The organism is Pedobacter sp. CAN_A7 (assembly GCF_015752175.1).
In the GTDB taxonomy this organism is placed as follows: domain Bacteria; phylum Bacteroidota; class Bacteroidia; order Sphingobacteriales; family Sphingobacteriaceae; genus Pedobacter.
In genome coordinates, this window is record NZ_JADOUW010000001.1 from 230354 (window position 1) to 243123 (window position 12770).

The window sequence follows — 12770 nt, forward strand, 5'->3', positions numbered from 1 at the left end:
ATTACAATCGTTTATTATTAATCTGTGAAGGAGATAAAAAAGGTAGAACCTTCGCCAAGCGTGCTTTCTACCCAGATATGTCCGTTGTGTTTTTCTATTATTCTCTTAACAATTGCCAGACCAATCCCAGTGCCTTCAATGTTTTGTACGTTTTCCATGCGTTTAAACAAGTCAAATACTTTAGACAGCTCCTGTGCATGGATTCCAATTCCATTATCATTAATGCGATAAACCACTTCTGATCCTTGCAGATTCCCTTCAATCCTGATGCATGGATGCTCATTTTTGCTGGAGTACTTAATAGCATTACTTAGCAGATTGGAAAAGACCTGTGAAATCATAAGCGGATCGCCTTTTATCATTGGCATATTGCCTATAATCACCTCCAGATTGTCAGTTTGGTAAGCAATGCGAAGGTCCCTGATCAGGTCTTCCACCAGTGTTTTTACTTGGATGTCTACTTTACTTAACTCCCCCTGGTTGATCCTCGAATATTCTAAGACCTCCTTAATCATGTAGTTCATTTTATCCGTGCTGGCTAAAATTCTATCGACTACATTGGAAGCATGTGGTGTTAAACTCTTTTCTCGTTTTAATATCTGGGAGAAACCCTTAATCGTAGAAAGGGGTGTCTTAAGGTCGTGTGATATGGTGTAACTAAAGGTATCCAGCTCCTGATAAGCTTTTTGAAGCTTCTCATTCAATTGCCTGATTTGGTTTGCCTTAAGGTTTATGGTATATACAATTTCCTCCTTAAGTCGTTTTACCGCTTTGATTTCCTCTCTATTCCAACTTTTTGATTTGCCAATCACCGTTTCTGACCATATTTCAAATGATTTTCTGGGCGATAAGTGGACCAATCCGGTTCCATCAATGGTTTGTTCCTTTTCTTGCTTTCCTGCCCAGTTAATAGTTTGCACATACTCTGGCTTAAACCATAAAAGGTACTCATTCAATTCTTTTGACAGCACACATACCAATAACCCACTGGCTATCTTCTGATAACTTTCTGCCTTTGGAAAAACATTTTTCAGGTGAGTGGTGTGGTAAAAGCGGTCATGTACGGTATCTTTAATCCAGCTCACTAATTCGGTAATTTCTGGAATGCTGGGTGTGATGCCTAAGGTTTTTATGTTGTTTTCGTACAACAAGACGGCCCCATTACAGTCAGTAACTTCCAGTAAATTTACTTTGTGCGCTGTTAATGCTTCTATAATATTACTTCCTGGCATCATTAATTGCCTGGATAAGGCATCAACGTTATTGCGAAACAGTTGTAGCTTTTGCTCATTTTCCTCGTCCTGCCTAAATTCCAATGCTGATGAAAGGATTTGGCTAATGAGTTTAGAAGACTCTCTCGATTTATAATCAATGAATCGCGGACTATAATGATGACAGGCGATTAATCCCCATAACTGGCCATGGTATATTAAAGAAATGCTAAAGCTGGTAGCCACCTTCATATTTTTGAGGTACTCAATATGAATAGGCGATACCGCACGAAGTTGTGCATGACTTAAGTCTAATTGGAAGGCTTTATCTTCCACCGCTGTGACCAGTCTTGCGGGTTCAGCATGAACATCGGTAATTAACCTGGTCAGGTTGATCTTATACAGTTCGCGGGCTTGTTCTGGAATATCTGATGCAGGATAGTGTAAACCCAGCCAGGAGGAGAATCCTTCATTACGTGCTTCAGCCACTACTTCCCCATGATGATCGGCGGCAAAACGATAAATCATCACCCTGTCGAAAGAAGTGATCTTTTTTATCTGGGCAACAGCGTTGTTTAACAGGTTATTGAGGTTTTTATCACCAAGCATTTCAGCAATTGAACGCCCTATTATTTTATTCAGGTCTACGTCAAGATCCGTTTGTGCAGGTTCGAATTCCAACAAGTAATACATGGTGGAAGGACTGATCATCAGGTAAAAAGGTTTACCGTTAATCTCGATAGAGATAGGATTAATTTGTTCAAAGCCATTGGTTTTACCAATAGCAATTAACTGTTCTAATACGGGGTGATGCAACTGCTGGCTTAATAGACCATCCAACACACTTATTGATTCACCTAGCAGGCTATCAGGTGTGGAGGGTAGAAATTTCTTTATGTTTTCACTAAAAAATTGAACCAACATTTGCTGGTCAATCCCTATCATAAAACCGTGCGATTGTATCATTCCAGGTGAACGAATGGGCTCCCGATCGCAATTAGTGGCATCTACATTAAATTTATTCATGTACTCCTTTGATTGTTACGAATTTAGTTAAATTCCATTAAAGAATGATACTTTCATCAATTGTCTTCCGTTTGTTACCTTTCGACTTTTTGCTATAAATAGTCAATTTAAATAGTCAATTTTGACCTCGTAAACGGAAAGACTATGTGGACAAAAATCATACCTGCTATTGGAATTGCCTTGTTACTGCAGGGTTGCGGAGGATTTGAGTATAGTCCGAATCAAAGTTTTAGCGGTGATACCCGAACCGCTATCAACAAAGAGAATATAAAAAGATTGCAGGAAAGTCCCGGGGATAAACGCATTCGTTTTGTGCTTACCGGCGATAGCCAGCGTGCTTATAAGGATGCAGTCGATCTGGTTGATGCTGTTAACAAACTGCCGGAGGTAGATTTTGTGTTTCTGGCTGGTGATATTTCAGATTTCGGGCTTTCTCAAGAAATGGAGTGGGTTGATCAGATCTTTTCCAAACTTCACATTCCTTATTTCGGTGTAATTGGCAACCATGATATGGTTTCTACTGGTCAGAAGTCCTATAAAAGGATGTTTGGCGACCTGGATTTTTCCTTTATTTACCAGGGTGTAAAATTTGTTTGCCACAATACCAATAGCCGAGAAACCTCTTTTGATGGAAGTGTGCCAGATTTACCCTGGCTGAAAGAACAATTTCTACCTGAAAATGGCGTAGATGCTTACGTGGCCGTGGCGCATATCCCCCCAGGTAGTGGTGATTTCGACCCAATACTAAACGACAATTATGTAAGTATCGTCAACAAATCACCCAATACCCTAGCCGCTTTATATGCCCATAACCATACGAGTGAGGTTTTCTTTCCCGGAAATCAGTTAGCTATACCTTATATCGTGACAGATGCTATTGAAAATCGAAAATTCGTACTTATAGAAATTGTTAATGGAAAACTTAAGTATGAAAATATCACCTATTAAATACCTACGGTATATTGCAGCCTTATTGTTTTTCTACATAGGATCTCCTGCACATGCACAAATCCCTCAGTTTTTGATACCTAAGGATGTGACACTACAACATGCAGGCAGCATTGGTTTTATGAGTGCAGGTTTTGGTTACCCTGTGTTTAAAAATCAGCGTGGTCACCTTGATTTTAATTACGGCTTTGTACCTGAAAAGAGAGGGGGAGAGTTACATGTGCTGAGTATTAAGTTTAATTATCGCCCTTGGGAAATTGACATCGCCGATGGCATAAAGTTATACCCTGCCAATCCGGGTGCTTTTGTTACTTATCACCTTGGTCCTCAATTTGACCTCCATTGGGATAAAGACACTTATGAGGAAGGGTATTATTGGTGGTCCACTGCACTTCGGCCTCACTTATCGCTAAGCACAGAGTTTCAACTGGATGCCAAAAAACTATTTAAAACCGACAAAATTAAAGGCATAAGTGTGTATTCAGAGTTCAATACGAATGAACTTTATATGGTAAGTTATTTTCAAAATGTAGGCGCATTGTCTGTCACTGATATCTTTAAGATAGGTATAGGTCTACGTGTTCATTTGTAGGAGCTATCTTATTTATTGTACCCTGGCCTATCCAGATATCCCCATTCGTCCCCCTCGGGCAAGTCTGGGTAATCATTTTGATCGGTAATTACCACATAGACCATCCAGATCACCAGGAAGGGGGAGATCAGAAACAGGCAAGCAATTATCGGTCCGGGCCCGTTCAACTGGAACAAAGTAATGTATACGATCAGGTAGATCGTCACCATGAGCACCCAAAATATTGACTTATTCATGACTGTAAGTTTGTAATAGGTTAACAGTCAGGATGCAACTTGGTTTTACCAAACATATTAAAGCTTAAATGATTATGTGCAAAGGTCATGTTTTTAGTCGTAAAATTAGTATTACACACTTTCCAGAATCACGGCATAACCCTGACCAACACCCACACACATGGTAGCTAATGCATAACGTTTACCCTGTTTTTTTAACTCTAGCGCTGCTGAATAGGTAATCCTTGTTCCCGACATGCCTAATGGGTGACCTAAAGCAATAGCACCTCCATTTATATTAACACGCGGATCATCTACCTCCAATCCTAAAGCCATCAAGCAAGCAATAGATTGTGCGGAGAACGCTTCGTTAAGCTCAATGACGTCTATTTCTGCTAATGTTAGTCCTGCTTTATTTAATGCTTTTTTAGTGGCTTCCACTGGTCCGATGCCCATCATGCGTGGTTCAACACCAGTGACCGCACTGGAAACAACTTTAGCCAAAGGTTTCAAGCCATATTGTACAACTGCGGCCGAAGAAGCCAGGTAGACAGCTGCTGCTCCATCATTTAAGCCGGAAGCATTTCCAGGTGTTACCGTGCCGTTTTCTTGTTTAAATGCTGGTTTTAATTTAGCCAATCCGGCAATAGTGGTTGCTGGTTTAATAAACTCATCCTGATCAAAAATAATTGGATCGGCCTTTCGCTGTGGAATCAGGACCGGCATAATTTCTTCTGCCAATCGGCCGCTGGCTTGAGCTGCTGCTGCTTTTTGTTGTGACTTCACGGCGAAGTCATCCTGTGCCTCCCGCGTAATCTGGTATAACTCAGCCAGGTTCTCGGCCGTTACACCCATGGCATCTACGCCATACATATCTTTCATCTTCGGGTTAACAAAACGCCATCCGAAGCTGGAATCAAACATTTGAGCATCGTTACCGAATGCTTTTGAGGGTTTTGACATCACCATGGGTCCACGGGTCATGTGCTCAACACCACCAGCAATGTAAATATCACCATCGCCAGCTTTAATGGCACGGGCAGCGTTCACAATGGCCGACATGCCCGAGGCACATAATCTGTTGACGGTTTCGCCGGGAACGGTAACTGGTAAACCAGCAAGCAACAAGGCCATACGTGCAACATTTCTATTGTCTTCACCAGCCTGGTTATGGCAGCCTAAAATAACATCCTCAATGGCGATAGTAGGGATCTGCGGATTCCTTTTTACCAGTTCTTTAATTACTAAAGCGGCTAAATCATCAGTGCGGACAGGGGAGAGGCTACCGCCGAAACTTCCAATTGGGGTACGAATACCATCTATGATATATACTTCTTTTTCCATTTTCTTATTGTTATAAGTGTGAGCCTTTTATTTTGTTTTTTAACCAGGAGGTAGTCACCACAATGGTTAAGCCGATGATGCACCCGAGAGCGACCGTGAGGAAACGATAGATGGGTGCAAACTGTGAATGATCACTTTGGTGCCAGGACAGGATAATGAGTAACGCCACAATAGCCACCCTGGCCATATTTGCCATGTTTAATAAATGGCAGATTAAGGTGGTTACAATGATGCCGGCAATCATCATGTAGGCATTTGGCGGATGGATCAGGAAGCAGATCAATCCTACACCAGAGCCAATAACGTTCGATTTAAAGCGGTCGAAAGACATGCGCCTGGTATCCTTTTCTTCCGGCGAAATGACCAAAACAATGGATATCAGCGTCCAGAACAATTCCTCTATTGCAAAATGTTTAAACAAAGCATAGCCAATAACAAAACCCAATACACAACGAAAAGTGTATAGAAGATAGTGGGAATCAACAATTTTGTTTAACCATTTATTTATCATTATCCAAGAGATTAATAAAACAGATAGTACCTGTTGGGTGTAACTTTAGGACAACCTAAGTTCAAAACTAGCGGTGGTGCTTGCCTGTACTTCTTCTAATGTTGCGCATGGCATCAATTCGATTAAGCACAGTTTTTTGTCGATAAATTTAAATACTGCTTTATCGGTAATGATCATGTCTACAGCCTTAATGGCAGTAAGTGGAAGTATACATGTAGGAACAATTTTAGGCGAACCATCTCTTTCTGTGTGCATCATCGTAATGATTAATACTTTGGCACCTGAAGCCAAATCCATGGCACCACCTACGCCTAATAACGGTTGCCCCGGCACTGCCCAATTGGCTAAATTTGCCTGCTCATCCACCTCTAAACCACCCATGACGGCAATGTCTACATGTTTACCACGAATCATGGCAAAAGAATCTGCGCTGTCGAAATAAGAACTTCCCGGTAAAGCCGTTACCGGGATTTTACCAGCATTGACAGGGTAGGTCATGGCGCCACCACCATCAGCAGGTGCCGGGCCTACACCCAGCATGCCATTTTCGGTATGCAGGATAATGCCATCTTCCGGGCTGATCAGGTTTGCCACCAAAGTGGGTATACCGATACCCAGGTTTACCACATCGCCTTTTTTTAACTCTGCTAATGCACGTTTAGCCATGTTCATGCGTACTTCTGAAACCTTTTTATCGGTAGCTACTGCTGCAGAACTGCCAAGATCTTCGAGCGTCAGGCTAGCCTGCACCAGGTAATCGACATAACTTCCAGGGGTATGAATGTTTTCTGGCAGGATTTCACCTACCGCCACAATTTCTTCCACTTCAACAATCACCAGGTCGGCAGCAGTAGCCATTCCCCGGTTAAAGTTCTGCTCGGTCATCCGGTACTGGAGGTTCCCGGCAGTATCTGCTTTCCAGGCGCGTATAAAAGCCACATTTCCACGAATACCTTCAATAAATATTTGTTCTTGTCCGTTTAATAGCTTTGTCTCCCGGTCTTTTGCCAACGCTGTGCCTGCAGCTGTGGGGGTAAAAAAACCACCAATGCCTGCGCCACCTGCGCGTATTGCTTCGGCCAGGGTTCCCTGAGGTAAAAGTTCATAATCTACCGTGCCATCCTGTGCCGCTTTCACCGCTTCCGGGTTAGAGGTAAAGAAGGAACCGATCATTTTTCTAATCTGTCCGTTGCGTAATAAACGACCACCACCTATGCCCACTTCCCCTACATTATTTCCAATAAAGGTTAAGTCTTTGGTTTCCGTTTCGGCAAGTGCATGCATCAGGTGAACGGGGTTGCCCGTCATGCCAAATCCGCCTTGCAATAAGGTATCGCCATCTTTTACTAAAGCAACCGCTTCCTGTAAACTTATTTGTGGTACTTGTTTCATGCTTTCTAAATTATTGTGCTGAAAAGTGGAGAATGTGTTTCGCGAATTCTTCGGCACACTCCACATTGGAAAGGTGCGCCGCATCTAGTGACACATGTCGGGCTACTGGAATGCGCTTTTGCAGCAGTTTGCCATCTGCTACGGTGGTTACCTGGTCTTGCACGCCGCTGATAATTAGGGTGGGTACTTCTAAATCATATAATTGCTCCATGAAATCGGCATCACGTACCGCTGCACAGCAGGCGATATAACCTTGTAAGGAAGTTTTTTCAAATCTAGCCAGGATGTCGGTTTCTACTTCCGGGTAACTCGCCCTGAACGCGGATGTAAACCATCTTTCGGCAGTACCCGATAAAATGCTGTGTAAACCATGCGCTGCTACCTGCGAAATACGGTCGTTCCAGCCGCTTTCATTACCAATTTTAGCCGCAGTATTACTTAGTATGATCTTTTCAAAGCGCTGGCTGTGGTTAATACCAAGCCATTGGCCTACCAATCCGCCCATAGATAAGCCACAGAAATGAACTTTATCCAAATCCAGTGCATCCATCAAGTCGATGATGTCAGTGCCCAGGTCTGCGATGCTAAGCACATGCTGGTTGATGTCGCTTTGTCCATGGCCACGGGTATCCAGGCGTAACACGTTAAAATGATGACTCAGGATATCCATCTGGTATTCCCACATGGATAGGTCGGTACCCAAAGAATTGGAGAAAATAATGGTCTTGTCATGTCCAAAAGTTTCCAAGGTATATTGACATGCTGAAGTTGATAATTTTAATATTGGCATTTTAATGTTTTTAATAGGTAAGCAGTGTTTGTGATTAACCTAAATCTCCACCTCCTACAGGAATAGTTAAGCCAGTGATGTAGGAAGCTTCCCTTGAGGAGACAAACAGAATGGTGGCTACTTGTTCTTCTAAGGTGCCATATCTTTTCATCAGGCTGGAGTTAATAGTTTGATCCACGATTTGTTGATACCAGATTTTCTCCTGTGCTGTTTGGAGAGTTTCATTCCTGGGAATGATACGTTCCGGTGCAGCAGTGCCACCCGGGGCAACACCCACCACACGGATGTTGTTAACCGCTTGTTCCAGTGCCAACGATTGGGTAAGCGCATTTACACCACCTTTTGCTGCCGCATAGGGTACCCTGTTTACACTCCTTGTGGCCACAGAAGACACATTAACAATAGTGCCGCCACCATTATTAATCATAAAAGGTAAAACGGCACGGCAGCCCCATAGCGTTGGGAATAAGGAACGGCTTATTTCCTTTTCAATCTCGCTGGTCGCATATTCGTCATAAGGTTTGGCCCAGATGGTACCCCCTACATTATTCACTAAAATATCGATCGTACCGAACGATTCAAGTCCCTGGCTTACGGCCTGTTCAAAACCTTCAAAACTTTCCAGGTCGGCTTGCACCGATATAGCGCGCAAATTAAGGTCAAGTATTTCCTTTAAAACAGCCTGCACCACCGGCGACCGGTCAACTAAAATAACCTGTGCGCCTTCCTGTGCCATGCGCAAAGCCACTGCTTTACCAATGCCTTGCGCTGCACCTGTAACCAGGGCGGTCTGGTGTTGAAATCTATCTTGAAATATCATGTCTGTCTTTTTAAAATTGGTGGTACGAGGCTACAATTGAACAATGATGTTTATACTACCACTGCCGTACCACTCGGTACAAATTTCTCCATATAGAAGTTACTGTAAGTTATGCTTTCATCGGCCAGAGAGGCCTTTACCGCCTCAACCATGGCTGTAGGTCCGCAAATGTAGATGTCGTAACTGGCTAAGGTGAGGTGATCTTTATTGATCCACTGGTTCACATAACCACTGGCATGTTTTGCACAGGTTTCACCCGATACACAGGTATGTACAGTTAAGGGTATTTTTTCTTTAAAACTTTCCAGGCGTGCTAATTCCACCATATTTTCAGCCAAGGTAGAGCCGTAAAAGAGATGGATGGGTTGGGTAACCTCTTCCAGACTTAGCTTTTCCAGCATCGACATAAAAGGTGCAATGCCCGTGCCACCGGCAAAGAATAAACTCGGCTGCTGCAGGTCACGCAAGTAAAAGCTACCCAAAGGACCAGTCAGGCGCAGTGGATCGCCTACTTTTGCCGTTGTTAAGAAATTACTCATCACCCCGTTGGGTACTAGCCTGATCAGGAAGCTAAGGTCACTGCTGTTAGGCAGGTTGCAAAAGGAATAGGAACGACTAAGGTCAGTGCCCGGCACATCAATATTTACATATTGGCCAGGTAAAAAATTAATTGCTTTTCCATCCACAGGGCTTACAATCAGTTTAACCACCTCGGCAGATAAAAATTCTACGGACGTAATGGTGGTGTCCACACTGGTGACTTCCACTTTACAAGCAGCTGCGCTGGCTAAGATATCAACCACCAGGGGGCTGTCTGGGCGCATCTGGCAAGCTAAACCATAGCCGTTCTCTGCCTCATCGTCAGACAAGGCTTCCTCGATATAGTCGCCGGGATCATAGGATCCTGATAAAACCTTACATTTACAGGTGCCGCAAGCGCCATCGGCACAGTCCAGGGGAATATTGATGCCTACACGGTATGCGCTTTCGGCAACGGTTTCTCCAGGTAATCCATCGATGATGCGGGTAACGCCATCCTCGAAATTCAGTGCTATATTTGCCATATGCTATTTATTATAAGTGATATACATCGATTACCTGACGGATGTAATCGTTTTTTAAGATTATTTTTTTATTAATAATTAGGAAACTATCCTCTGTTTTTTTTAAGGTATAAAAAGAGGTTCCAAAGTAAAAGTCCGACGCCTGGTAGCGGTAACACATGGTATTCCAGTTAAAACGAAGTTTAACTTCCTCATCGTTTTCTTCCAGAATTTCCAGGTTCGACAAGTTATGTGTGGTTCGCGGTTCAGGAGTAGAGGCGCTGGAACGTTCTGTTTTGATTCTAAAAATCCGGTCTTCCAGGCCATCGCGGTTAGGGTAGTAAATCAACGAGATCTCTGCCTGCGGATCTTGCGTTAATTCCTCCTCATCATCCCATGCCGGCATCCAATAAACAGCTTTTTCATCATAGTGTTTCAGCCATTCATCCCACTGCTTATCATCTAAACATCTCGCTTCTTTGTATAAAAACGATTGTATTTTAAGGTAATCTGTCATGCTCGGCTTATTAAAGGGTTGTAGATTCTTCTGGTTGCTGCAATGCTTGTTTCATGCTATTTAACCAATATTCATGCTGAATCAGGAATAGTCCTTCATCTTCTGATTTCAGGCCACTCAGGATGGGGTTAATGCCCATCTGCGTGGCATGTTCATCAGCACCCTGAATCCAGTGTTTCGCTCCGCGCGACGCATCGTTCCAGGGCAAGGCAATGCCCTTATACCCATTCTGACAAGCACGAAACTCTTCTAAATCATCAGGGGTACCCATTCCGCTCACATTAAAAAAATCTTCATACTGTCGGATGCGTGTGGCACGTGAAGCAGGATCTTCATTTTTAGGGGCGAAGCAATAAATGGTTACTTCAGTCTGGTCGACAGCGATGGGTCTGATCACCCTGATTTGCGTGGAGAACTGGTCCATCAGGAATACATTCGGGTATATCCCCAGGTTGCGCGTCAAGTTCACCATATGGTCTGCTTTTACCGCTCCAAAGGTTGCAATTAAACGTTCCCTTTCGGCATAAACCGGACTTACCTCTGGGTTTATTTTACGCGTCCATAGTAAAATGTGTCCATTCTCGAAGCCATAAACACCACCAGTACTTTTCGACCAGCTATTGGCGTCAACTGCTTTGGTGCCTTCATTTTCATACTTACGGCGGCCCATGGTCGCTACATAATTCCAATGCACAGAGCTTACGTGGTAACCATCAGCACCATTTTCCATCTGCAATTTCCAATTCCCATGGTAAACATAGGTAGAGCTGCCACGTAACACTTCTAATCCAAATTCAGCCTGATCGCTCATCTGGTCAATAATTGCTTTTGTTTCACCCAGGTGATCAGCTAAAGAAATCACATCAGCATTTAAACTGCCAAATAAAAAGCCTTTATATGATTCGAAACGCGCAACCTTTTTAAGGTCATGAGACCCTTCACAGTTAAATTGATCCGGGTAATCTGCCTCACGTGGATCCTTCACCTTTAATAACTTGCCAGAGTTGTTGAAGGTCCAGCCATGAAAAGGGCAGGTAAACGTAGACTTATTGCCTTTTTTAAAACGGCATACCATGGCGCCTTTATGACTGCAGGCGTTGATAAAGGCATTTAGCTCGCCCTCTTTATTTCTGGAAATAAAAATGGGTTGGCGACCAATATAAGTACTGTAATAATCGTTTTTCTCCGGAATCTGACTTTCATGCGCTAAATACACCCAATTGGATTCAAAGATTTGTTTTAACTCCAATTCGAAGAGTTCTGGATGAGTAAAAGATTCGCGATGGTGGCGATATAGACCGGCCTCGGTATCGTGTACCAATAACCCTTCTAAATATTCTTTGGTGACGTTTTGCATAATTGGTTTTTTAACCTGTGGTTAGCGTTTCTAAAGTGGACTGGCCGTTTAAATTAAATGCTGAACAGGTGTGTTCAATAGGACTAAAGCGAAGCGTGCGCTCTGTTGTTTTCTGCTGAAAACAGGCTTTCTCTCTCGCCAATCAGGTTGAAATTAAAGTCGATAGACGCAAAGGCTTCGTCTTTTCCTAACTCTTCTGCTTCTTCTGCAGAAATGCGTGTTACCGCAGGCACTAGATCTTCGCGGGTAGCGAATGCAAAATCGTCGTATAATAATGGATCGCCATCGATGTTAATTTGAGTGGTCAGCTTTCTGAAACCAGGGGCGGTGACAAAGAAATGGATGTGTGCCGGGCGACTACCATGGCGGCCTAAGGCAAACATCAGTCGTTCTGTGCAACCGTTCGGCGGACAACTGTATCCAACAGGAAGGAAACTTTTAAACTGGTATTGCCCATCGGCACCTGTTCTAATTGCCCGACGTAAGTTAAAGGCCGATTGTGAGGAGTCAAAATAGGAATACATGCCTTTTAAGTTGCAATGCCATATTTCTACCAAAGCACCTTCTACAGGCTTTCCGTCTTCATCTTTGACATAACCCTGCATGTACAAACGTTCGCCATTTTCTTCTGGCTCGTTTTCCAGTTCTGCGTAACTTAAGGTTTCCGGAGATCCAGCCACATAAAGCGGGCCTTCAATGGTTCTGGGTGTGCCACCTGTAATGCCGGCTTGTTCTTCCTCATCATCCATTTTTACATCAAGGAAATGCTCTAAGCCCGTCCCAGCGCATACCAATCCAAATTCATTGTTTTTGCCGGTCTCGGTAAACCAGTCCACCGCTTTCCAAATCTCTTCAGGGCTGATGTTCAGGTCTTCAATAGCGTAAAAAAGGTCTTTTGTTAAACGATTTACAATTTCTTTTATGCGTGCATCGCCCTGCTCTGGATTCTCGGTTTCTTGAATTCTAGCGAGTACGGCATCGATTTTTGCTCTTTCCATTTTATT

Annotated in this window: 13 protein-coding genes; 2 read left to right on the forward strand and 11 right to left on the reverse strand. The window is 43.3% G+C overall.

Going from position 1 to position 12770, the window contains the following annotated elements; genetic code table 11:
- Positions 1-17: 17 nt before the first annotated feature.
- Positions 18-2237 carry an ATP-binding protein gene (locus tag IWX76_RS01010; protein ID WP_196857999.1) on the reverse strand — a complete coding sequence of 740 codons (2220 nt, stop codon included), beginning with the start codon at positions 2235-2237 and terminating at the stop codon, positions 18-20.
- 144 nt (positions 2238-2381) lie between these two features.
- On the opposite strand from IWX76_RS01010, the gene IWX76_RS01015 reads away from it, so the two are divergent.
- Both IWX76_RS01015 and IWX76_RS01020 read left to right on the forward strand, forming a co-directional pair.
- On the forward strand, positions 2382-3185 hold the full coding sequence (locus IWX76_RS01015; RefSeq protein WP_196858000.1) for a metallophosphoesterase family protein: 804 nt from the start codon (positions 2382-2384) through the stop codon (positions 3183-3185).
- The gene (locus IWX76_RS01020; protein ID WP_196858001.1) at positions 3166-3777 is read left to right on the forward strand and encodes a hypothetical protein; all 612 of its coding nucleotides are present in this window, start codon (positions 3166-3168) and stop codon (positions 3775-3777) included. Before IWX76_RS01015 ends, IWX76_RS01020 begins: the two co-directional genes overlap by 20 nt.
- Before the next feature lie 8 nt (positions 3778-3785).
- Here the strand turns inward: IWX76_RS01020 and IWX76_RS01025 are convergent, their stop codons facing one another.
- The 10 genes from IWX76_RS01025 to catA all read right to left on the reverse strand — a co-directional run bounded on the left by IWX76_RS01025 (position 3786) and on the right by catA (position 12764).
- Positions 3786-4013 carry a hypothetical protein gene (locus tag IWX76_RS01025; protein ID WP_196858002.1) on the reverse strand — a complete coding sequence of 76 codons (228 nt, stop codon included), beginning with the start codon at positions 4011-4013 and terminating at the stop codon, positions 3786-3788.
- A 111-nt stretch (positions 4014-4124) separates the two neighbouring features.
- Positions 4125-5336, reverse strand: a complete 1212-nt coding sequence (locus IWX76_RS01030; protein ID WP_196858003.1) for a 3-oxoadipyl-CoA thiolase — start codon at positions 5334-5336, stop codon at positions 4125-4127.
- Between the two features lie 10 nt (positions 5337-5346).
- On the reverse strand, positions 5347-5847 hold the full coding sequence (locus IWX76_RS01035; protein ID WP_196858004.1) for an FUSC family protein: 501 nt from the start codon (positions 5845-5847) through the stop codon (positions 5347-5349).
- Between the two features lie 45 nt (positions 5848-5892).
- The gene (locus IWX76_RS01040; RefSeq protein WP_196858005.1) at positions 5893-7239 is read right to left on the reverse strand and encodes a 3-oxoacid CoA-transferase; all 1347 of its coding nucleotides are present in this window, start codon (positions 7237-7239) and stop codon (positions 5893-5895) included.
- Between the two features lie 10 nt (positions 7240-7249).
- A complete protein-coding gene (pcaD, locus tag IWX76_RS01045) occupies positions 7250-8029 on the reverse strand; it encodes a 3-oxoadipate enol-lactonase (RefSeq protein WP_196858006.1) in 780 nt (259 codons plus the stop codon).
- Positions 8030-8063: 34 nt separating this feature from the next.
- Positions 8064-8849: a 1,6-dihydroxycyclohexa-2,4-diene-1-carboxylate dehydrogenase gene (locus IWX76_RS01050; RefSeq protein WP_196858007.1), complete on the reverse strand. Its 786-nt coding sequence runs from the start codon at positions 8847-8849 to the stop codon at positions 8064-8066.
- A gap of 50 nt (positions 8850-8899) precedes the next feature.
- Positions 8900-9913: a benzoate 1,2-dioxygenase electron transfer component BenC gene (benC, locus tag IWX76_RS01055; RefSeq protein ID WP_196858008.1), complete on the reverse strand. Its 1014-nt coding sequence runs from the start codon at positions 9911-9913 to the stop codon at positions 8900-8902.
- 10 nt (positions 9914-9923) lie between these two features.
- Positions 9924-10409: a benzoate 1,2-dioxygenase small subunit gene (gene benB / locus IWX76_RS01060; RefSeq protein WP_196858009.1), complete on the reverse strand. Its 486-nt coding sequence runs from the start codon at positions 10407-10409 to the stop codon at positions 9924-9926.
- A 10-nt stretch (positions 10410-10419) separates the two neighbouring features.
- Positions 10420-11766, reverse strand: a complete 1347-nt coding sequence (locus IWX76_RS01065) for a Rieske 2Fe-2S domain-containing protein (RefSeq protein WP_196858010.1) — start codon at positions 11764-11766, stop codon at positions 10420-10422.
- 83 nt (positions 11767-11849) lie between these two features.
- The gene (gene catA, locus IWX76_RS01070; protein ID WP_196858011.1) at positions 11850-12764 is read right to left on the reverse strand and encodes a catechol 1,2-dioxygenase; all 915 of its coding nucleotides are present in this window, start codon (positions 12762-12764) and stop codon (positions 11850-11852) included.
- Positions 12765-12770 lie beyond the last annotated feature (6 nt).